18 protein-coding genes and 1 tRNA gene are annotated in these 20,492 nt (G+C 68.8%); 14 read left to right on the top strand and 5 right to left on the bottom strand.

Annotated features, from left to right (window positions below):
* Window positions 1–2 precede the first annotated feature (2 nt).
* The 5 genes from C8N38_RS11900 to ribD all read left to right on the top strand — a co-directional run bounded on the left by C8N38_RS11900 (window position 3) and on the right by ribD (window position 6,221).
* Window positions 3–878: a hypothetical protein gene (locus C8N38_RS11900; protein ID WP_108027400.1), complete on the top strand. Its 876-nt coding sequence runs from the start codon at window positions 3–5 to the stop codon at window positions 876–878.
* A complete protein-coding gene (locus C8N38_RS11895; protein ID WP_108027399.1) occupies window positions 875–3,997 on the top strand; it encodes a hypothetical protein in 3,123 nt (1,040 codons plus the stop codon). The genes C8N38_RS11900 and C8N38_RS11895 overlap by 4 nt, the downstream gene beginning before the upstream one ends.
* Window positions 3,994–4,362: a hypothetical protein gene (locus C8N38_RS11890; RefSeq protein WP_108027398.1), complete on the top strand. Its 369-nt coding sequence runs from the start codon at window positions 3,994–3,996 to the stop codon at window positions 4,360–4,362. The genes C8N38_RS11895 and C8N38_RS11890 overlap by 4 nt, the downstream gene beginning before the upstream one ends.
* Window positions 4,363–4,656: 294 nt before the next feature.
* A complete protein-coding gene (nrdR, locus tag C8N38_RS11885) occupies window positions 4,657–5,124 on the top strand; it encodes a transcriptional regulator NrdR (protein ID WP_108027397.1) in 468 nt (155 codons plus the stop codon).
* A complete protein-coding gene (gene ribD / locus C8N38_RS11880) occupies window positions 5,121–6,221 on the top strand; it encodes a bifunctional diaminohydroxyphosphoribosylaminopyrimidine deaminase/5-amino-6-(5-phosphoribosylamino)uracil reductase RibD (protein WP_425440041.1) in 1,101 nt (366 codons plus the stop codon). The genes nrdR and ribD overlap by 4 nt, the downstream gene beginning before the upstream one ends.
* Before the next feature lie 55 nt (window positions 6,222–6,276).
* On the opposite strand, the gene C8N38_RS11875 is transcribed toward ribD, so the two are convergent.
* The 3 genes from C8N38_RS11875 to C8N38_RS11865 are packed head-to-tail and all read right to left on the bottom strand — an operon-like array spanning window position 6,277 to window position 10,938.
* Window positions 6,277–8,331, bottom strand: a complete 2,055-nt coding sequence (locus tag C8N38_RS11875; RefSeq protein WP_108027395.1) for a capsular polysaccharide biosynthesis protein — start codon at window positions 8,329–8,331, stop codon at window positions 6,277–6,279.
* 7 nt (window positions 8,332–8,338) lie between these two features.
* Entirely contained in the window at window positions 8,339–9,472 is a 1,134-nt protein-coding gene (locus C8N38_RS11870; RefSeq protein ID WP_108027394.1) for a polysaccharide biosynthesis/export family protein, read from the bottom strand.
* A gap of 14 nt (window positions 9,473–9,486) precedes the next feature.
* The gene (locus C8N38_RS11865) at window positions 9,487–10,938 is read right to left on the bottom strand and encodes a capsular polysaccharide export protein, LipB/KpsS family (protein WP_158272345.1); all 1,452 of its coding nucleotides are present in this window, start codon (window positions 10,936–10,938) and stop codon (window positions 9,487–9,489) included.
* Window positions 10,939–11,070: 132 nt separating this feature from the next.
* On the opposite strand from C8N38_RS11865, the gene C8N38_RS11860 reads away from it, so the two are divergent.
* The 8 genes from C8N38_RS11860 (at window position 11,071) to C8N38_RS11825 (ending at window position 16,808) form a co-directional block, all read left to right on the top strand.
* Window positions 11,071–11,676: a riboflavin synthase gene (locus C8N38_RS11860; RefSeq protein ID WP_108027392.1), complete on the top strand. Its 606-nt coding sequence runs from the start codon at window positions 11,071–11,073 to the stop codon at window positions 11,674–11,676.
* A 370-nt stretch (window positions 11,677–12,046) separates the two neighbouring features.
* Window positions 12,047–12,460 carry a hypothetical protein gene (locus C8N38_RS11855; protein WP_108027391.1) on the top strand — a complete coding sequence of 138 codons (414 nt, stop codon included), beginning with the start codon at window positions 12,047–12,049 and terminating at the stop codon, window positions 12,458–12,460.
* A 90-nt stretch (window positions 12,461–12,550) separates the two neighbouring features.
* The gene (locus tag C8N38_RS11850; RefSeq protein WP_108027390.1) at window positions 12,551–12,853 is read left to right on the top strand and encodes a VPLPA-CTERM sorting domain-containing protein; all 303 of its coding nucleotides are present in this window, start codon (window positions 12,551–12,553) and stop codon (window positions 12,851–12,853) included.
* Window positions 12,854–13,155: 302 nt separating this feature from the next.
* On the top strand, window positions 13,156–14,268 hold the full coding sequence (gene ribB, locus C8N38_RS11845) for a 3,4-dihydroxy-2-butanone-4-phosphate synthase (protein WP_108027389.1): 1,113 nt from the start codon (window positions 13,156–13,158) through the stop codon (window positions 14,266–14,268).
* A 3-nt stretch (window positions 14,269–14,271) separates the two neighbouring features.
* Window positions 14,272–14,811, top strand: a complete 540-nt coding sequence (locus C8N38_RS11840; RefSeq protein WP_108027388.1) for a 6,7-dimethyl-8-ribityllumazine synthase — start codon at window positions 14,272–14,274, stop codon at window positions 14,809–14,811.
* Window positions 14,808–15,281, top strand: a complete 474-nt coding sequence (gene nusB, locus C8N38_RS11835) for a transcription antitermination factor NusB (RefSeq protein WP_108027387.1) — start codon at window positions 14,808–14,810, stop codon at window positions 15,279–15,281. Before C8N38_RS11840 ends, nusB begins: the two co-directional genes overlap by 4 nt.
* A 289-nt stretch (window positions 15,282–15,570) precedes the next feature.
* On the top strand, window positions 15,571–15,900 hold the full coding sequence (locus C8N38_RS11830) for a hypothetical protein (protein WP_108027386.1): 330 nt from the start codon (window positions 15,571–15,573) through the stop codon (window positions 15,898–15,900).
* Window positions 15,901–16,343: 443 nt separating this feature from the next.
* Window positions 16,344–16,808: an MmcB family DNA repair protein gene (locus tag C8N38_RS11825; RefSeq protein ID WP_108027385.1), complete on the top strand. Its 465-nt coding sequence runs from the start codon at window positions 16,344–16,346 to the stop codon at window positions 16,806–16,808.
* On the opposite strand, the gene C8N38_RS11820 is transcribed toward C8N38_RS11825, so the two are convergent.
* A complete protein-coding gene (locus C8N38_RS11820; protein WP_108027384.1) occupies window positions 16,783–17,001 on the bottom strand; it encodes a DUF6324 family protein in 219 nt (72 codons plus the stop codon). The two genes, C8N38_RS11825 and C8N38_RS11820, sit on opposite strands and share 26 nt — an antisense overlap.
* A 179-nt stretch (window positions 17,002–17,180) precedes the next feature.
* On the opposite strand from C8N38_RS11820, the gene C8N38_RS11815 reads away from it, so the two are divergent.
* Window positions 17,181–17,257: transfer RNA gene (locus C8N38_RS11815), tRNA-His, on the top strand.
* A gap of 73 nt (window positions 17,258–17,330) precedes the next feature.
* Here C8N38_RS11815 and C8N38_RS11810 read toward each other — a convergent pair.
* Entirely contained in the window at window positions 17,331–20,492 is a 3,162-nt protein-coding gene (locus C8N38_RS11810) for an efflux RND transporter permease subunit (RefSeq protein ID WP_108027383.1), read from the bottom strand.

Here is a 20,492-nt window from a genome sequence, read left to right as displayed (position 1 = left end):
GAATGGTTGGCGAAGTCTATGTTCTTGCGGCGCCCGCAGGCGCAATCCCCGACGTCCCGAACGATGGGGCGCTCGTGCAGATCCCCGGGACAGACATGTATCTGCGTCGGGTGACCCCCGGCGAACTGCCGTCCATCGCGCCACCGGCCGGGCTGCACGACCTGTTCGCCATGCGCCGGATCGCCGATGGCGTCAGCCGCACGGCCGGGTTCGACTCTGCGGCGGCGCTGCAGTGGCACGACGCCTCGGACGTGCCGACGATTTCCCACGTCGGCGGTGCGGTAAGCGCGATTGCCAACAAGATCTCCGGAGGTCTCGCCCTCACCGGCAGCGGGACCACGGGGGTGGGTGCCAGCAATGTGAACGGGCTGAATACCATCGTCATGGACAGGGCCCAGTCAAACTCCTTGGAGACATCGGGTGCCCTGCTACCGGCGGCCGGAAACTGGCTTTGGACGCTGGTCGTCGGGATCGGCGCGGTGGGTCATATCAACAGCGGGCTCGTCTATGGGACCGGCGGCGACGTGGGGCTGTACATCACCGCGAACCACGCTTCGCAGTTCAATGGAACATTCAACATCGGCGGGGTGGCTGGGGCGTTTGCAAACCCGCCCTATGCCGGATTGCACGTCGTTCAGATCGCGGCCGATCTGACCGGCGCCGCGCCGGACCCCGGAACGGCGAAGGTTTTTGTCGACAATGTCGAGGTCACCACCATCAGCTACGAAGCCGCGGTCAACGCGGTGACCTGGTCGCTGTTCCGGTATGGATCGCAGTATCTGGGCGGCCAGTTCTGCGAAAGCATCATCAGCGCGGATCCCGCTGAGCAGGTCGCCGCTCACGACTTCGTCGCAACCAAATGGGGGCTTGCGGCATGAGCCGGTTCGAAATCAGGGGACCGGTCGCCGGCGCCACCGTCAACGCCCGTATCCGGCACCCCGATACGGGCAATGTCCTCGTGGAAATGGCGCGCGGCGCCTGGGGCGTCACTGAAGCCGTCCCGCCGACCGAGGTCGGTGCCACTCTGGCTGTCGACATCGACTACGGGGTCATCGGGCGTATTCCGATTGCGATGTTCGGCGACAATGCCACCGGCATTCTTTCGGTAGTGACCCGGCCGGACCCGGATACGGCGCATGTCTCGCTCGCGCCTGGCGGAGACGAGGTCTACGTCAGCACGGTCGACCGCCCGGAGATCCGACGCGATGCCGTGCGGTCGACAGACGATGACGAAGACGCTCCGGATGGTGGCGAGTTCGTGCTTTATGCTGGACCGGAGTTCGACGACGACGGCTGGGACGCGTTGACAACAATGTGCAATTACCGTGTCCAGCGGGCACCGGGGCACGCTTTTGCGTTCCAGGTGCTGGTCGGTGTCACCGATGGCGACCCGGTGCTCTGCGAGATCACTGTCGTGCCGAAGGCGGGCAAGGCACTTTCCGGGTGGTCTGTTGGACGCGGCATGAAACTGGCGGTCGACGCGAACGGCGATACCGTCTTCGAGCCGGCCGAAGAACATATCGACCTCTATGTGTCTCTCTCCGAGGCTGCCTACACAATGGCTGACATCGTCGCCGAGGCTTCGGCCGTGGTGGAGGACATTCATAGCGGAAAGGTCGACGACTTCATCGCCATGCAGGTCCGCGACGGTGGAGTGATCTACGGCGACACGGTTCCTCCCGATCACGTCACATATTACGGGTCTCCTTCGAAGCCGATCCATCCGGAATGGGTCCGAGGGATCGTCAGCACCTTGCTGAGCTCACACGGCTTCGGATCTGTCCACCTCTTCTACGAGAGGGGGTATAACTACAATGATGGTCTAAGCGAGGTGTTGGCGGTCTACCCCTGTGGGCAGAGCATCCTGCATCCGAACCTGATTGGCGCCTGGGGCACGGGCGCAGACCCGATCATGCACAACATGAATTTCAACATGGAGGGCGGTGCCAAGAAACACGGGGTCGCCTTCCGGGATCTCGAATTTCCGATCTCGACAGGAATTTCCGGCGACGGACTTTCCAACGTCATCATCGAACGCTGCAATGTGCGGGGGGCGATCTACTTCCGAAAGATGGACACGAAGGGCCGCGGTGCGCGCGTCACTATTCGCAAAAGCAAGCTCGTCCAGGCATTCGATACAAACGGCGGGTTGGACTCGGCCAATCCGGATTTTTGGCGGGGCGATCATCGCCCGAGCTGCATCAAGCCGGGCGGGGGATCGAGCGGCACGATCATCCAGGAAAACATCATTGCCTGGGGTGGCATGGGGCCTGGGTGGCTGAACACCTACGGTCCCGACGGAATACCGAGCAAAGACGACGCCTATGGCTATCTTCCCAACAACAGCGATCCCCGGCTGGGTTTGAACGGCTACGCCCCGCCCGGCCCAAACCTGCTGACACACCCGATCTATTTCGACAGTTTCAACCGCCATATCCTGATGCGCGACAACTTCGTCTTCGGGTCGGGCGGGTCGCTGATCCAGTTGCGAGGCGGCGCGGTGATGCGCAACTGCGCATTCGCGTTTGGAAACCAGATGTGGAACGTCGGTAAAGGCGACTTCAATAACTACAACGATGCCATGTTCGAGGCGCAGACTACGGATGGGCACAGGTCTCTGTGCCAAGACGTAGTCGCTACCCATGCTGGCTATATGGACGGTCCGAACGCTGGCAACTCGATGAGCCAGGGGGTGCGCGTATCCTCGCCTCTGGTGTCATTTGACCGGGTCCTGGTGCTGCACGATCTCAACCCTAACGATCCGAATGGGGCAGCTCGGCTTGTCAGCGATTGGGATGGAGAGGTCCACGCTCGCCGCGACGGGTTCGGCTATACGGACGAGCAATTTGCGCCGGGGGCTTATCTCGCGGGCTTCAAAGGCCGCGAGCGGGATCTGCTCTCCTATTGGGGTGACCAAGTCTACAACCCGGGAGCCCTCGACCTGAGCAATGTCAACGATGCCACGATTTTCCGCTGGTACGACGCGCAGCGGGGGAACGCTCCCGACACCACGACTGACATCCTGGACATATACTGGTGGCTCCGCGATCTGCCCCCGGATGAGATCAAGTCGACGGTCGATAGTTTCATGGCATTCATGCAGGCGCCGTTCGGCATTGCCAGACGGTGGCGGACAGCGGCGGCCGCCTGTTCCTTCGTGCCCGATCTGGCCGAGGACGGTTGTCGGTGGGACAATCCCAACAACTGGGGCCGCGATCTGATCCCCGGCAGCTTCGCTGGCGATACCGTGGCGATCAACGGACACGAGGTGTTCTTCCAGGACCACACCTTAACCGTGGCCGGGCTCGATCTGGGCGCGGGTGGGCATCTGCATGCGGTGAACGGCCGCCTCGACGTCGCGGCCGCGCCGACCTGCACCGGAAGCGGTGCGATCACCGTCGACGAAACGGGTCAGGTCTGGCTGGCAGGGTACAACGGCAGCGCCCCGCTGTCCGTCCGTGTGCTGGGTGGCCGGTTCGCGAATACCGATGCTTTCGCGGGCCCGGCGGACATCGTCGTGAACAGCGCGAATGACCGGAAAGGCAGGAACGAGCCGAAGGAGACTTGCGAATTCCTCTGCGGCCACGGTGCGGCGGTCATGACGATCAAGGCGGGTCATGTCTTCGAAATCGTCGGCGGCGGTCCGCGCGTCGGGTTCGACGGGCTTGGTGGCGCAGCCGCAGGGCTTGTCGTCGAAGATGGCGGGACGCTGCGGTTTACGGCCGGCGGCGACGGTCGCGTGGCCACTCTAAGAGAGTTTCGGTCAGGCGCGAATGGCACCGCCGGGCCCGACGTGGTCTCGTCCGTCACTCTTGCCTCGGGTTCGACGCTTGAGGTCGATTGCCGGTCGATCATGGTTGCCGGGACCTACACGCTCCTCAGCGTGGACAGCCTCACAACGACCGGCGCGACCCTGACCGCGATCAACGTGCCTTCCGGGCTCTCTGCATCCTTCCCGGCCGCTTCTGGCGGCGTCCAGACCATGGTGCTGTCATGAGCAGCCTCTGGGATGACGTCCGCGAGATCGCTGCCGAGATCGGCCGCGGGTCGGACAAAGCCGAAACCATTAAGTCTCCACTCTATCGGCGCGCCTTGGTCGACGTGGCGCACGGCGCAGTTGGAGCTCTGATCTGGGCCGCCTGTGCGGCCGATGTCCGCGCTGGCCTGATCGGCTGGGCAATCTTTGTCCTGGTCCAGGTGCTGAATGTGCGGAACGGGTCATCCGGCCGCGATGTGAATGTCGACTTCGGCACGACGATGATCGGGTTCGTCGCTGGGATGACTGGTTCGAGCTGGGCGCGGGCGCTCGCCCCGTTCTGTGCGGCGCTCGCCGGGTATGCTTACCGGCGGACGTGGGGGTGATCCGCGCTCGAAACGCTTTTGGACGGTCGTTCAAGCGGCGTTCAAAGGCCGGTCGTGAGCGCATCGATTAAACACGTCCGCTCCGACATTGACTGTCACACACTCCGGATTTCAGTGTCGCGCTACAATCCGGTTCTGACCGGCCCCGCGCCCGAATGCCCCGGCGCGCGTGTGGCCCTGTCAGGCCCTCATGCCTTCCCCAACATATAGCGCGCGATTTGGCCCCTACCCAAATCCTAGAGGCTCCCCTATAGTGCCTGTGGATAAGTTCACGCCGTGCCCGAGAGAGAGCCCATGCGCTGCCCGTTCTGCGGAAACATCGACACACAGGTGAAGGATTCCCGGCCCGCCGAGGATCATGTCGCGATCCGTCGGCGGCGCTTCTGTCCGGCCTGCGGCGGGCGCTTTACGACCTATGAACGAGTGCAGCTCCGCGATCTGGTGGTGATCAAGTCCAGCGGCCGGCGCGAGGATTTCGACCGCGACAAGCTGGAACGCTCGATCCGCATCGCGCTGCAGAAACGTTCGGTCGATCCGGAACGCATCGACCAGATGATCTCGGGGATCGTGCGGCGGCTGGAAAGCATGGGCGAGACCGACATCCAGTCGAAGGTGATCGGCGAGATCGTGATGGAGGCGCTGGCCCGGATCGACACCGTGGCCTATGTGCGTTTCGCGAGCGTCTACAAGAACTTCCAGGAAGCGGGCGATTTCGACAAGTTCGTGAGCGAGCTGAGGCCCTCCGCCCCGGCCGAAGAGTGACCGTCGGACAGGACGCGCGGTTCATGGCGCTGGCACTGGGCCTTGGCGCGCGCGGCAAGGGGCGGACCTGGCCGAACCCGGCGGTGGGCTGCGTGATCGTGCGCGAGGGCCGGATCGTCGGGCGCGGCTGGACGGCGCCGGGCGGCCGGCCCCATGCCGAACCGCAGGCGCTGGCCCAGGCCGGGGCGCTGGCCAGGGGGGCGACCGCCTATGTCTCGCTCGAACCCTGTTCGCATTACGGCAGGACCCCGCCCTGTGCCGAGGCCCTGATCCGGGCCGGGCTGGGGCGGGTCGTGACCGCTCTCGAGGACCCCGACCCTCGGGTCGCGGGGCGCGGCCATGCGATGCTGCGCGCGGCCGGGATCGCGGTCGAGACGGGCGTGCTGGCCGAGGCCGCGGCGCGGGCCCATCGCGGTTTCCTGCTGAGCCGCCGCGAGGGGCGGCCGATGCTCACGCTGAAGCTTGCCACCTCCTTTGACGGACGGATCGCCACCGGCTCGGGCGAAAGCCGCTGGATCACCGGCCCCGAGGCACGCCGCCATGTCCATGCGCTGCGCGCGGGCCATGACGCGGTGATGGTGGGCGGCGGCACCGCCCGGGCCGACGACCCGGCGCTGACCGTGCGCGGGCTGGGGATCGCCTATCAGCCGGTCCGGGTGGTCTGCGCGGCCGGGCTCGATCTGCCCGAAACCGGACAGCTGGCAGCCAGCGCCCGCACGGTCCCGCTCTGGCTGTGCCACGGCCCCGATGCCGACCCGGCGCGCCGCGCCGCCTGGGAAGCGCGCGGCGCCCGCTGCATCGGAATCGCGACCGGCCCCGATGGGCGGCTCGACCCGCGGGCGCTGCTTGCGGCGCTCGGGACAGCGGGCCTGACCCGGGTCTTCTGCGAGGGCGGCGGCGCGCTGGCCGCCGCGCTGCTCGGTGCCGACCTGGTCGACGAGCTGATCGGCTTTACCGCCGGGCTCGCGCTTGGCGCCGAGGGGCGCCCGGCGGTCGGACCGATGGCGCTGGCGCATCTTGCCGACGCGCCGCGCTTTGCGCTGTCCGAGACGCGCCCGCTCGGCCCCGATCTCCTCCATGTCTGGACCCGGCTCTGAACGCCTCTTCTTCTTGGCGAAAATACCCCCCCGCGGAGCGCGCGGCCGAAGGCCGCTACCGGCGCCAGAGCCAGGCCTGCCCGGCCAGCGCGCCCTGCACCCGCGCCAATGCCCGCAACCGCGCACCGCGCCGCGGCGCCTGTCCGGCGGCCAGCCGCTCGGCCGCGATCTCGGCGGGGCAGGGGCGGCCCGTGACCGGGTCGAGATAGCGCGGATAGGCGATCAGCGCGGCATGGGCCAGCGCCAGCAGGTCGGGCCGCGCCCGGCGGCGCGCGGGCGGCGCGGCCAGATCGCGCGTGAGGCCCCAGCCGGCATAGAAGGGCAGCCCCAGGCAGGTGACCGGCACCCCGCGCAGCAGCGCCTCGAAGCCCAGCCCCGAGCACAGCGTCCAGACCTCATCGACCGCGGCCAGCGCCGCCGCCGGATCGACGGCCCCGGGCAGCACCAGATCGGCATGCGCCCGCGCCGCGGCCGGGGCGAGCGCGCCGGGGCGCAGCCCGGCCGCGACATCGGGATGCGGCGCATAGATCAGCACGGCCCCGGGATTTTCGGCGCGGCAGCGGGCCAGCAGGGCGATGTTATCGCACTCGGCCGGGCAGCCGAAGCGGATCGCGGCATCGTCCTCGACCTGTCCCGGCACCAGGATACGGTGCCCGTGGGGAAGGGCGGGCAGCGCGCACCCGCCGGAATTGTATTTCGACAGCCCGGACGCGATGAGGAATGCCACCAGCCGCGCGGTACGCGCCGCCTCCACCGGGTCCAGACCGGGCCGCCCGGCGATCAGCCGCTCGATCCTGCTTTCCTGGCCCGGGTCGTAATGGATGCCAAGATCGTCAAGCACCAGCGACAGTGGCGGCACCAGCGCCGCGCCCAGCCCGCAGGACCGCAGGACCCCGTCCTCGACCCGCACCGTTCCGGGGGGCAGCGGCGCACTCCCGCCCGCCCAGGCCATGGCCCGACGCCCGCTGGCGCGCGCAAGGCGCCCGGCCTCGGCCGGATCGGCGGCAAAGCGCATTGGCCGGACGGTGCCGAAGAACCGCTGCAGCGTCGGGCGTTTCCACAGCCGCATGCCCGAGGCGACCCAGCCCGCGCGGTCCTCGCGCCAGGCCCGGGTCTCGGCCTCGAAGATCGCCAGCGCGTCCTCCAGCGGACACAGCCGGTCGTGGAACGGGTCGTACCAGCGGGGCGCGAGGATCATCGCCGCCGCGAAAAGTTGCGCCGGGCTCAGCGGCCGGGCACGCCGGGCCAGCGGCCGGTCATCCTCGGTCAGGCCCCAGCCGGCATAGAAGGGCTGGCCGAAGACCCGCGGCCGGTGCCCGGCCAGGATCGCCTCGAACCCCATCTGCGACGAGACGGTATAGACCGCGACCGCGCCCTCCAGCAGTGCCCAGGGCGAAACCGGCTCGGTCAGCACCCGCACCCGGCCTTGCGCCTGCTCGGGGCCGAGATGCCCGGCGCGCAACCCCTGCGCGGCCTCGGGATGGGCCTTGATCAGCACCGGCGCGCCGGGGTTTTCCAGCTCGGCCGCGGCCAGCATCGCGGCGAAGGTGGTGGCATCGGCGCCGGAGGCGCGCACCGCCGCGTCCTCCGCCCCCTGGTCGATGACCAGCACATAGCCCGGGTCCGGCACCTGCGCCCCGGGGTCGAAACCGGTATACTTGGTCAGATGCCCGGCGCGGAGCCGCGCCATCGCGGCCCGGGCCCGCCCGATCAGGTCGGGATCGTCCAGCGGGTGGCTCGCCAGCAGGGTCTCGAGATCCGACGGCCGGGACGGGTCGAAATGAGGACCGCCCCGGTCCAGCATCAGCCCGAGCGGCGGCCCCGCTCCGCGCGCCCGCCCCGGTAGCACCGAGCGGAGCGGCGCGTCCTCGACCCACAGCAGCCCGGCACCGCGCCTCCGGGCCAGACGCCGGCCGCGCGCGGCGGTCCGCCCCATCCCCCAGACCGCCACCAGATCGCTCGGCCCCGGCAGGCCAAGCGCGACCGGGTGGCCCGCCAGCTCGAGGATGCGCCGGACCCGGGCCTGGGTCAGAAACCCGGTCGAAGAGGCGAAAAGCCGCCCGCGGCCGGGGGCCGGGGCGGCAGTGTCGGTCGGCGCGGGGCCGGTCATGACCCGATCAGTTTTCGACCGTGGCCGAGACGTTGCGGGCGGCACCGGCGGTGCCGGTGATCACGCTCAGCAGCTTGATCCAGCGGACATAGGGCGCTTCCGTCACATAGACCGTGTCGCCGTCGCGGATGGCGAAGTCGCGGGCCAGGAACAGCCCGGCGGGCTCGGTCAGGTTCAGCACATAGGCCACGCGCTGTTCGCCGACCAGATCGTTGCGGGCCAGCACCTGACGGGCGATGTCCTGGGGCTCGTTGCGCAGCACGAAGATGCCGGTCGGGTCGGCCAGCGCCGAGCTGAGGCCGCCGACCTGCGCCAGCGCCTCGACCGCCGACATGCTCTGGGTGATGAAGCGCACGTTGCGCTGGTTGCCGGTCGCGCCAAGCGCCGTGAAATCGCGGGTGTCTTCCTCGACCAGAATCCGGTCGCCGTTGCGCAGCGCGATGTCCAGCGACGGATCGGCATAGAGATCCTCGAACCAGATCTGGCCGCGGGTCTTGCCGCGGATCACGGTGATCTGGGCGATCTCGGGCGGGATCACGATGCCGCCCGCCGAGGCCAGCATTCCCGACAGGGTGCGGTTCGGTCGTTCGATGGGGAACACGCCCTGCTTGCCGACGCCGCCCGCGACCGAAACGGTCGCGCCGTCGCCAGCGAGCCGCGTCACCATCACCTGCGGGTCGGGGGTCTGGGCGTCGAGCTTTTCGGTGATCTTCTCGCGCAGGCCCTCGGGCGTGCTGCCCGCGGCCTGGATGCGTCCGGCATAGGGAATGAAGATATAGCCCGAGCTGTCGACCTGCACCTCGTTCAGCGTGGCGGCATTGCTTTCGCGCGGCGCCAGCAGGCCGTCGTCGACGTTCTCGAACACGGTCAGGCCCAGCGTGTCGCCAGCCCGGATCGTGTCCGATCCGATCGGTGCCGCGTTCAGGAAGGAGGCCGGAAAGCCGCTGGCGGGCACCACCGCAGTGGCCCGGTTCACCCGGTCGTTCACCTCGACGATGAAGGCGTCGCCGTCGCGCAACGTGGACCCGTCGAAGATCTCGGGCTTGTTGGGGCCCGGCCGGGGCAGGCCGCAGGCGGCCGTCGCGGCGAGCAGTCCGACAAGAACGAGGAGTCGTACCCCTCGGGCTGGCAGTCTCTTCACGTAGGTGTCCCTTGTTACCTGCCGCGGCGTTTCACTCCCGCCTTTGCGGCGACGCTAAAGAACTCTCGCCCGAAAGACCAGACGGGCGAGCGGCCCTGTCCCGCAATCGCCCGCAGGTGTTGCCGCTCGGCCTCCCCGGGTGGCGCGGCCGCCGACGGGTCGGCCGCGGCGGCTTGCCCGGCCTGCGGTGTCGAAGCCGGTGTCCAAGCCGGTGTCGAACTCTGGGCCAAAGCCGGAACCGGGGCCGACAGCAGGCGCTCGACCGTGGGGCCGATCGCGTGCTCACGGCCCTCGCGCGTGTAGTAGTCGCCCAGGATCTGGCTGGTTGCCAGCAGATAGCGGCGGAAAAGCTCGAAGGCGGCGCGGTCGGGCGGATCGGGCGCGGCGAAGAAGGCGGCCAGCGGCCGGTCCGAAACGAGCCCGGGCTTGCCGTAGACCGCCGCCCCCAGGGCGCACAGCGGCAGCCCGCGCCAGATCGCATAGGGCCCGGCGGTCGAGTTCACCGTGACCGCACCGGCCGCCCCGGCCAGCAGCCGCGCAAGCCGGCCGCCATCCACCAGATGCACGCGATCCGCCAGCCCCGCCGCCCCGGCGATCCGCGCGATCGCGGGGCCAAGCGGGGTGCGCGCGTCCTCGAGCGGATGCGCCTTGAACACCAGATGATGGCCGCGTGGCGCGCTCTCCGCGAAGGCGGCGATCACCTGTTCGAGGAAACCGGTCATGGTGGCGAAGGGGCCGTGACGCAGGAAATTGGCGTCATGGGCCAGCTGCAGCAGCACCACGTAGTAACGAAACCCGCCACGGCGGATCTTGCGCGTGGTCAGCATCCGGCGCGGCGCCAGCAGGGGCAGCGCGGCCAGGCGCCTAAGGTGCAGCGCGAATTCCCGGCCCACCGGCAGGCCGCGATGCGGCCGGAAGCTGCAGTAGCGGCGCGAGGGCAGCAGCACCAGCCCGTGGTAAAGCGCGCCATAGCCGATATGGGCGCGCAGGTTGCCCCAGCGGTCGCTCAGCGGTCCCGGCAGCGGCGCGCCCTCCGGCATCCCCGCCGCCATGTCCCCGAGCGACAGCCGCATCAGCGGCGAGTTGCCGTTGGCGCCATCGCGTTCGCAGGTGATCCAGTCGGGCCTCAGATAGCCCTCTTCGAAGACATGCACCGCGAGGCCGCGCGCCCGGGCCGCGGCGATGGCGGCGGCGTGGCAGGGGCGGGTGTCGCCATAGACGACAAGGTCGGTGATCGCCAGCCGGTCGAGCAGCCGGTCCACGGTCGCGGGCCAGATCTCGGGCGGGTCGGTCACGGCGACGTAGCTTTTCGGGTCGCTCCAGAAGGCCGCATCGCCCCGGTTGAAGCCCGCGCGCCAGACCTCGGCGCCGGTGCCGCGCAGCCCCCGCGCCAGCCGGTCGAAGAAGGGGCCGTGCGGCCCTTGCAGCATCAGAAACCGGCGCCCGGCGCCGCGTGCCCGTTCCATCGCCTTTTCCCCCTTGTCTTCCATCTGTGCCCGATGTGTCCGCTTCTGGAAAGCCGAACCATGCGTGCCGCTTGCCCCCCGCCGCCGCAGGCGATAGGTCAGGTCGTGACCCGCGCCGCAAGGAGCCCCAGCATGTTCACCGGCATCATCACCGATATCGGCACCATTCGCGCGCTTTCGATGAAGGGCGACCTCACCGCCCGGATCGGCTGCCGCTACGCGCCCGACAGCATCGATATCGGCGCCTCTATCGCCTGCAACGGCGTCTGCCTGACCGTGACCGACCGCGGCACCGACGACGAGGGCGCCTGGTTCGCCGTGTCGATCTCGGCCGAGACGGTGTCGAAGACCAATATCGGCGACTGGGCCGAGGGCGGCCGGATCAACCTCGAACGTGCGCTGAAGGTGGGCGACGAGCTTGGCGGGCATATCGTCTCGGGCCATGTCGACGGGGTGGCCGAGATCGTGGCGATGGCCGAGGAGGGCGACAGCACCCGCATGACCTTCCGCGCGCCCGAGGCGCTGGCGAAGTTCATCGCGCCGAAAGGGTCGGTGGCGCTGAACGGCACCTCGCTGACAGTGAACGAGGTGGAGGGCGCGACGTTCGGGATCAACTTCATCCCCCATACCAAGGAGGCCACCACCTGGGGGCTGGCCGGGGTCGGGGACAAGGTGAACCTAGAGATCGACACGCTGGCGCGCTATGTCGCGCGGCTGCAGGAGTACGACGCGGCCTGAGCACGGCCCGAACGCCATAGGGCTCCCGGGGCGTTTCCCGAGGCCCGGGCGGATGCCATCGTCCGCGCCCCTTGGCGGGGATGGGGACGCCGGGCCATCCCGGATGACGCCGGCGCGCGTTGAAGACCGCCCGGCGCGCCAACGGGGTCTTGCGCCCGCTAGGACCGGCCGGACCGTCCCCGGCCGCGGGTTCCCGCCGAAAAGACAGGCGACGGGCGGCGCGACGCCCCGAAATCTCGCTCAGGATGCGGAGTCCAACGCTGGAGACACCGCCCGCGCGTTCCCTCCCCGATGTGCGGCTTGCGGATGTCGCGCCATCCGGCGTGGCGCCCTGGGCGTCCCATTCGGTCCATTTCATCAAGGCGGTGGAATGCGCTCCCTGTCTCCTTTCATTCTTGCTCTGTCGCTGTCCGCCCTGCCCGGATCTGCGGCCACGGTCTTTTCCGACGCGGGCCTGACCGCGGCGGACATCCAGGATACCGCCGATGCCGTCCGCGCCGAGTTTTCCGGGCTGACCGGCTTTACGCCCACCAGCGAGGACCCGGACGGGCGGCGGGAAATCAACTGGGACGACCTGCCCGATGCCTTTGCCGACCCGAACGACTTCCCGGGCGATTTCTTGAACGGCTCGACGCCGGGCCACGCCCGCGGGATCGAGTTTGTCGCGACCGGCAGCACCGAGGGGGTCGAGGTGTCGTCCTCCTCGGCCTCGGGGGTGCCGATCAGCCGGACGAGTATACCTTCTTCAGCCCCGAGCGGATCTTCCGGCCCGATGACGGGGTGACCTTCGACATCCTGTTCTTCGATCCTGTCGACCAGACCACGCGGGCCAACACGCGCGGTCTTCACCGGTCTGGAAGACGAAGGCCAGGTCGTGCTGTCCTTCCACGACATCCATGGCGATCTGCTGGTCGAGGACTACATGCCGCCCAGCGGTGCCGCGAAGCTGTCCTTCCTGGGCGTGGTGTTCGACGATCCGCAGGTCGCCAGGGTGTCGGTCGGTACCGCGCTGCTCGATCCCGAGGACGAGCCGGTGATGGACGACTTCCTCCATGGCGAGCCGGTCCCGGTCGAGATCGCTCCGGTGCCGCTTCCGGCCGGGGTGGTCTTCGGTCTGACCTCGATCGCGGGGCTGGCCGCCTTCCGCCGCCGCGCGCCGGGCCCCCCCCGCGCCTGATCCCCCGACGACAGACCGGTCTCCGCCCCGGCGGTGGAGGCCGCGTCAGTGTGGGGCGGTCCGGCCGGGTCGCGGCATCCTCGGCCCGGCGACGAACGCCCAAGCCCGTAAACACCGGTTCCGGGGTCGAAGCAGCGGCCCCGGGCCCTGCCGCCATCGCCCGGGGCTCGACCGTTTCGTCGCAAGGCCGTCGCGTTCTCTGCCCCGCCCGGCGGCCCCGATTTCCGGGCCGCCGGGCATGCGGGTTCTTTCCAATCTGTCCCGACCGCGCTAATAGGCGGGCTTCGGAACAGGTGGACGACATGGAAGACATCGGCGATCCCAGCTATCAGGACGCGATCTCCTCGATCGAGGAGATCATCGAGGATGCCCGCAACGGGCGCATGTTCATTCTGGTCGATCACGAGGACCGGGAGAACGAGGGCGATCTGGTGATCCCGGCGCAGATGGCCACCCCCGAGGCGATCAACTTCATGGCGACCCATGGCCGGGGCCTGATCTGCCTGACCCTGACCGGCGAGCGGGTCGATGCGCTGGGCCTGCCGCTGATGGCCTCGCAGAACTCGTCGCGGCACGAGACCGCCTTCACCACCTCGATCGAGGCGCGCGAGGGCGTGACCACCGGCATTTCCGCCCATGACCGCGCCCGCACCGTGGCCGTCGCCATCGACGCCAGCAAGGGCGCGAGCGACATCGCGACGCCCGGCCATATCTTCCCGCTGCGCGCCCGCGACGGCGGCGTGCTGGTCCGCGCGGGCCATACCGAGGCGTCGATCGACGTCTCGCGGCTGGCCGGGCTGATCCCGGCGGGCGTGATCTGCGAGATCATGAACGAGGACGGCACCATGGCGCGGCTGCCCGATCTGGTGGCCTTCGCCCAGCGGCACGGGCTGAAGATCGGCACCATCTCGGACCTGATCGCCTATCGCCGCCGCCACGACAATCTGGTGAACGAACGCGCCGTGCGCCATGTCACCTCGGCCCATGGCGGCGACTGGGTTATGCGCATCTTCACCGATGAAACCCAGGGTGCCGAACATGTGGTGCTGACCAAGGGCGACATCACCACCACCGACGCGCCGGTGCTGGTGCGGATGCACGCGCTCGACCCGCTGCAGGACGTGCTGGGCCTCGGCCCGCATCCGGCAGGCGAACTGTCCGCCGCGATGGAGATCATCGCCGAGGAGGGCCGCGGCGTCGTCGTGCTGCTGCGCGACACCACGATGAAGCTGGTGCTGGACGGCGCGGCCTCGCCGCAGACGCTGCGCCAGTACGGGCTGGGCGCGCAGATCCTGGCCGCGCTGGGTCTGCACCGGCTGGTGCTGCTGACCAATTCGCCGCTGCCCCGGGTGGTGGGGCTCGACGCCTACGGGCTCTCGATCGAGGGCACCCGGACCATCGAAAGGAAGGCTTGAGCCATGGCCGAACAGGACCCCCATCACACGCTGGCGCTTCCGGCCTTCGATAGGCCCGCGAAACTGCTGATCGTCGTCGCGCCCTTCTATCGCGACATCGCCGACAAGCTGATCGCCGGGGCGGTCGCCACGCTTGACGCCGCCGGTGTCGCGCATGAGCTGATCGAGGTGCCCGGCGCACTCGAGATCCCGACCGCCATCGCGCTGGCCCACCGGCTGTCGAACTTCGACGGCTATGTCGCGCTGGGCTGCGTGATCCGGGGCGAAACCACCCATTACGAGACTGTCTGCAACGACAGCTCGCGCGGGCTGACGCTGCTGGGGCTGCAGGGCGCGCTGATCGGCAACGGCGTCCTGACGGTCGAAAACCGCGACCAGGCGCTGCGCCGGGCCGATCCGGCCGACATGGACAAGGGCGGCGGCGCGGCGGCGGCGGCGCTGCATCTGATCGCGCTGGCGCGGCGCTGGAGCGGCGAGACCAAGGGCGTGGGCTTCCGTCCCTCGGGCGGGTTCCAGGTCGCCGAGGGGACCGACCGCACATGACCGAGCCTCGCAAACCCAACCGCAACCAGATGCGGTCCGCCGCCCGGCTTTATGCGGTCCAGGCGCTGTTCCAGATGGAACAGTCGGGGCAGGGCGTCGACACCGTCCGGCGCGAATTCGAGACCTGGCGCTTCGGGGTCGGCTACGAGGACGGCGAAGAGCTGGCCGAGGGCGATGTCGACCTGTTCCGCGCGACCCTGGAAGGCGCCGTCAGCTGGCAGGCGAAGATCGACCAGATGACCGACCGGGCGCTGGTGGCGAAATGGCCCATTGCCCGGATCGACCCGACGCTGAGGGCGCTGTTTCGCGCCGCCGGGGCCGAACTGGTCGAGGCCAAGGCGCCGCCGAAGGTCGTGATCACCGAATATGTTGACGTGGCCAAGGCGTTCTTCCCCGAAGGCCGCGAGCCCAAATTCGTCAATGCCGTGCTCGATCACATGGCCCGCGAGGCGCGCCCCGAAGCCTTCTGAGTCTGGCGTTCTGATCGCGGCATCCTGAGCGGCCGCGCCGTTTCCGATTTCCTCTGGAACCTTCGCGAATCTGCCGATTGTTCGGGGCTTCGTCAGGGGCCCCGGCATGGCCGCTGGGCCCGAGTCGGCTTTGGTAACCCTCTCTTAACCGTTCCAGCCCCATGATGACGTTACGGAAGCCGGCTGCCGGACGCTGCGCCGGGCCGGGCCGATCGACAGGTGCCCCAAGTTTCCTCTTGGAATCCTTCTCGGAATGGCTACCTAATTGGAGCAAGGAACGGAGACACCGATGCCCAAGCTCGTGACCCTCTACATCCGCCAGACCGCCATCGGGTTCGTACTGTCGGGTCTTTTCGTCGGCCTTCTGATGTATTTCGACGTCGCCAATCTCTGGCACCTCGTGACCAACGTCTCGGGCGGCTGGCTTGCCGGGGCGCTTCTGTTCCTGTTCAACGGGATCGTCTTTGCCGGGGTGCAGTTCGGCATCGCGGTCATGGCGATGGCCCGGGACGACGACGCCGATAACGGACGCCGCCGCCGGGAACCGGTGCGCGGCCTGGCCGAGGTTCTGGTGCCGATCCCGGTGCCGGTGAAGGACGAGCGCAGGATGCGGCGCTGACCCGGCCTTCCCCTCGTTTCAGATGCACGACTGGAACGGCGGCCCTTCGGCCGCCTTTTTCATGCGTCGGCAACGGGATGGGACTGGCCACGGCGCAGGCGGCCACGCGGGCCGCAGGGCCATGCGGCGGTCGAACGGGCCGCAGACGAACGGGCGCCTGACGCCCAGGTGGCGGACGAATTCGTCAGGTTTCGTCAGGGCGCGGAAGGGGCGGGACCACCGCAAACGTGGAGGCATTGCAATTCCCGAGGACCTGTTACTACAGGTGGGCGCCGGGTAACCGGACCAGGATCCGGACAGAGCCAGCTCCCTCGGATTTGCTTAAGGCCACCGGAATTTGACCTCTGCACGGGAAGGGCAGACCCCGCCTCGGCGATAGATAGGATGCCGGTGCCGTGCCGACAAGGCTTGTCGAGCGGCGGCGCGTGGATCATGGTCGCGCCATGTCCGATCCCGGCCCGATCCCGCTTGCCCCCGGCCAGCTTCTGGCCCGCGGCGTCTGCCGCCACCTGCGCGATCTGGGCTTTGCCACGGTCGAGGAACTGGCGCCCGCGGCGGGGCTGCGGGTCGATGTCATGGCGCTGGGCCCGAAGGACGAGATCTGGGTGATCGAGTGCAAGTCGAGCCGCGCCGATTTCACCTCGGACCGGAAATGGACCGGGTATCTCGACTGGTGCGACCGGTTCTTCTGGGCGGTGGACGCCGATTTCCCGTCCGAGCTGCTGCCGCCGGACACCGGGCTGATCCTTGCCGATGCCTATGGCGCCGACCTGGTGCGCGAGGCTCCCGAATCCCGTCTGGCGCCGGCGCGGCGCAAGGCGCTGATCCACAGATTCGCCCGCCATGCCGCGCTGCGGCTGCAGGCGCTCCGCGATCCCGGCCTCAGCCCTTCGGCTTGGGGGCCTTGACCTTCTTCTCGGTCATGGCCCGCGCCTGAGCGGCGGCGGCGCGCAGTTCGTCCGCGATTTCCTCGGCTTCCTCGGGGTCGAAATCCATCGGGATCTCCAGCCCCTCGCCTTCGACATAGATCCGCACCATGCCAAGACTGGTCGGTCCGATCTGCAGGTTGGCGGCGAAGTCGCTTTGCTTGTCGATGCCCATGGCGCAGGTTCCCCGGGGTGATGAAGCCGCCGGGTTAGCGCGTTGGCCCGGGTCTGGCAAGGGCGGCGAGGGCAACGCGGGCCTGTCCTTCAGGGGGGCGGCTGTCCTGTGATGACGTGCCTGCGGTCGAGAACGGGTCTTGCAATCGCGTCGGGGGGGCGCTAAATCGCGCGGACAGTGCCGCCTTAGCTCAGTTGGTTAGAGCACCAGATTGTGGATCTGGGGGTCCCCCGTTCGAGCCGGGGAGGCGGTACCACACCCCTTTCGCCAAAGAAGTCGAACAGCCCGTCACGTGTCGGATCCTCGATCCGGCAGGCCCGCGCCTTGCATCATTCCCCGGGAGTTGCCACCGCCTCCCTTGCCTGATCCGTCCGGTCGCCCGCGCCGCCCCTGATCCTTTCGCGCAGGGTCTGGAAGACCACGTACAGCGCGGGGATCACGAAGATGCCCACGACCGCCGCGGCCAGCATCCCGCCCGCGACCCCGGTGCCGACCGCCCGGCGCGACAGCATCGAGGCGCCCTCGGCGGTGACCAGCGGGATCAACCCGGCGATGAAGGCGAAGCTGGTCATCATCACCGCGCGAAACCGGGCATGGGCGCCCTCGATGGCGGCCTCGGCGATGCCTGCCCCGGCCTCGCGCCGCGCCTTGGCGAATTCGACGATCAGGATCGCGTTCTTCGCGGCCAGCGCCAGCAGCACCACCAGCCCGATCTGGGCATAGAGGTTGAAGGGCAGCCCGGTCGCCAGCAGCGCCAGCATCGCCCCCGCGACCCCGAAGCTGACCGACAGCAGCACCGGCACCGGGATCGTCCAGCTTTCGTAAAGCGCCACGAGGAAGAGATAGGCAAACAGCACCGCCAGCGCGAGGATCGCCGCGGTCTGCCCGGCGGCCTGCTTTTCCTGCAGCGCGGTGCCCGTCCATTCGACTTCATAGCCCGGCGGCAGGCTGGCCGCGGCGACCTCTTCCATCGCGGCCAGCGCCGCGCCCGAGGCGGTGCCGGGCGCCGGATCGCCGGTGATCCTGGCGGCGCGCTGGTTGTTGTAGCGTTGCAGCGACAGCGGCCCGGTGGTGTAGTCCGCGCTGGCGAAGGCGCCGACCGGAACCATTTCGCCGTTCGCGGTGCGCACATGGATCCGCGCGATGTCGCCCACCTCGTCGCGGTCGCCGGGCAGGGCCGTCATCCGCACCTGCCAGGACCGGCCGAAGAGATTGAAGTCGTTGACATAGGCCGACCCCAGCGTGGGTTGCAGCGCGGCGAAGACGTCCGAGACCGGGATGCCCAGCGCATAAAGCCGCTCGCGGTCGATATCGAGGAAAAGCTGCGGGCTGTCGGCCGAGAAGGTCGTGTAGACGCCGGACAGTCGCGGGTCTCCGTTCGCGGCGAAGGCAAGCCCCCGGGCGGTCGCGGCCAGGTCGGCCGCGGGCCGGCCCTGGGTGTCGAGCAGTTGCAGCTCGAACCCCGACCCGCTGCCGAGCCCGGCGATGGGCGGCAGGTTGAAGGCGATGACCTGCGCCTCGCGGATCGCCGCGCCCTGCACCATGGCCTGTCGGATCGCGGCAAAGACCGAGGTTTCTTCGGTGGTTCGTTCCTCGAACGGGGCCATCGAGACCAGCGCGAAGGCCGCGTTCGACCGGGTGATCCCGTCGAGGATCGAGAAGCCGGTGACCGAGGTGACGCTGGCCACGCCGGGCAGGCCCTGCAGGATCCGTTCGACCTCGCGCTGCGCGGCGGCGGTGCGGTTGACCGATGCGGCCTCGGGCAGGCGGGTCTCGACGATGAAGGATCCCTGATCCTCGGCCGGCAGAAACCCCGAGGGCACCGCGCGGAAAAGCCCGCCCGTCAGAACCATGGCGCCCGCGAGCAGCACGAGCCCCAGAACCGACCGCCTCACCAGCGCGCCCGCCGCCGCCGCATAGCGGTCGCGCGCGGCGTCGATGCCGGTCGAGATCCGGCCCATGATCCCCTTGCGGGGGCCGTGATGGGGCCTCAGCACGATGGCGCAGAGCGCGGGCGACAGGGTCAGCGCGTTGATCGCCGAGATCACCATCGAGACCGAGACCGCCACCGCGAATTGCTGGAAGAGCTGACCCGAAATGCCGGGAATGAAGGCGACCGGCACGAAGACCGATAGCAGAACCAGCGTGATTGCGACGATGGCGCCGGTGATCTCGCCCATCGCCGCCTCGGCGGCTTGCGCAGGGTCAAGCGAGTGGTCCTCTTCCATCTTGGCCTCGACCGCCTCGACCACGACAATGGCGTCGTCGACGACGATGCCGATGGCCAGCACCAGCGCCAGCAGCGACACGGTGTTCAGCGTGAAGCCCATCGCTAGCATCACCGCGAAGGTTCCGACCAGCGCCACCGGCACCGCGATCAGCGGCACGATGGTGGCCCTGAGCGACCCGAGGAAGACGAAGACCACCAGCACGACCAGCACGAAAGCCTCGATCAGCGTATGCTCGACCGCCGCGATGCTTTCCTTCACGAAGACCGAGCTGTCCGAGACGGCCGTGTAGGCCATGCCCTCGGGAAAGCGTTCGGCCGCGCGGGCCATCACCGCCTTGACCCCGTCGGCCGCCGCGATGGCATTGCCGCCGGGCGCGAGATACAGCCCGATCAGCGTCGCGGGCGCGCCGTCGAAGCTGGTCGTCACGTCGGAACTGCGGTCGCCCAGTTGCACATCGGCCACATCGCCCACCCGCACCACGCTGCCGTCGGCGGCCGAGCGGACGATGATTTGGGCGAATTCTTCGGGGCTTTCCAGCCGCCCTCTGGTCGAGATGTTCAGCTGCATCCCCGGATCGTCGGTGACCGGCTGCCCGCCGACCCGGCCAATGGCCGCCTGAAGGTTCTGGCTTTTCAGCGCGGCGGCGACATCCGAGGGCGTCAGGTTCAGCGCGGCCAGCCGGTCCACGTCCAGATCGACGAGCATCGCGAACTGGTTCGCGCCGAACATCGAGGCATCGCCGACGCCCTCGACCCGTTTCAGCGCATCCAGCAGGTTGATCCGGGCATAGTTGGTCAGATCGCCCCCGGTGACGCGGCCGTCGGTCGCGTAAAGCGCGACGCCCATCAGCAGCGACGAGGATTTCTTGGCGACCTTCACCCCGGTCTGTCTGACCTCGGGCGGCAGCAGCGGCTCGGCCAGGGCCACGCGGTTCTGCACGTTCACCGTGGCGATGTCGGGATCGGTGCCGACCTCGAAACTGATCGTCAGGATGTAGGTGCCGTCCGCCCCCGAGGTCGAGGACATGTAGATCATGTCGTCGACCCCGGTCACCTGGTCCTCGATGACCTGGGCCACGGTCTCTTCGACCACTTGGGCTCCGGCGCCCGGGTAGCTTGCGGTGACCGAGACCTGCGGCGGCACGATATCGGGAAACTGTTCGACCGGCATCTTGGTCAGGGCGATCAGCCCGGCGATGAACAGCACGATCGAGATGACCCCGGCCAGGCGGGGGCGGCGGATGAAGGTCCGGGCCAGCAT

The sequence above is a fragment of the Rhodovulum kholense genome, assembly GCF_003053725.1.
GTDB lineage: Bacteria > Pseudomonadota > Alphaproteobacteria > Rhodobacterales > Rhodobacteraceae > Rhodovulum > Rhodovulum kholense.
Note: the sequence above shows the minus strand (reverse complement) of the source record. Positions and strands in the feature narration are given on the sequence as shown.

Coding starts and splice junctions, on each gene's coding strand:
- C8N38_RS11900 (WP_108027400.1), top strand. CDS start 3: ATGGTTGGCGAAGTCTATGTTCTTGCGGCGCCCGCAGGCGCAATCCCC.
- C8N38_RS11895 (WP_108027399.1), top strand. CDS start 875: ATGAGCCGGTTCGAAATCAGGGGACCGGTCGCCGGCGCCACCGTCAAC.
- C8N38_RS11890 (WP_108027398.1), top strand. CDS start 3,994: ATGAGCAGCCTCTGGGATGACGTCCGCGAGATCGCTGCCGAGATCGGC.
- nrdR (WP_108027397.1), top strand. CDS start 4,657: ATGCGCTGCCCGTTCTGCGGAAACATCGACACACAGGTGAAGGATTCC.
- C8N38_RS11875 (WP_108027395.1), bottom strand. CDS start 8,331: ATGACCGGCCCCGCGCCGACCGACACTGCCGCCCCGGCCCCCGGCCGC.
- C8N38_RS11865 (WP_158272345.1), bottom strand. CDS start 10,938: ATGGAACGGGCACGCGGCGCCGGGCGCCGGTTTCTGATGCTGCAAGGG.
- C8N38_RS11860 (WP_108027392.1), top strand. CDS start 11,071: ATGTTCACCGGCATCATCACCGATATCGGCACCATTCGCGCGCTTTCG.
- C8N38_RS11855 (WP_108027391.1), top strand. CDS start 12,047: ATGCGCTCCCTGTCTCCTTTCATTCTTGCTCTGTCGCTGTCCGCCCTG.
- ribB (WP_108027389.1), top strand. CDS start 13,156: ATGGAAGACATCGGCGATCCCAGCTATCAGGACGCGATCTCCTCGATC.
- C8N38_RS11840 (WP_108027388.1), top strand. CDS start 14,272: ATGGCCGAACAGGACCCCCATCACACGCTGGCGCTTCCGGCCTTCGAT.
- nusB (WP_108027387.1), top strand. CDS start 14,808: ATGACCGAGCCTCGCAAACCCAACCGCAACCAGATGCGGTCCGCCGCC.
- C8N38_RS11830 (WP_108027386.1), top strand. CDS start 15,571: ATGCCCAAGCTCGTGACCCTCTACATCCGCCAGACCGCCATCGGGTTC.
- C8N38_RS11825 (WP_108027385.1), top strand. CDS start 16,344: ATGTCCGATCCCGGCCCGATCCCGCTTGCCCCCGGCCAGCTTCTGGCC.
- C8N38_RS11820 (WP_108027384.1), bottom strand. CDS start 17,001: ATGGGCATCGACAAGCAAAGCGACTTCGCCGCCAACCTGCAGATCGGA.
- C8N38_RS11810 (WP_108027383.1), bottom strand. CDS start 20,492: ATGCTGGCCCGGACCTTCATCCGCCGCCCCCGCCTGGCCGGGGTCATC.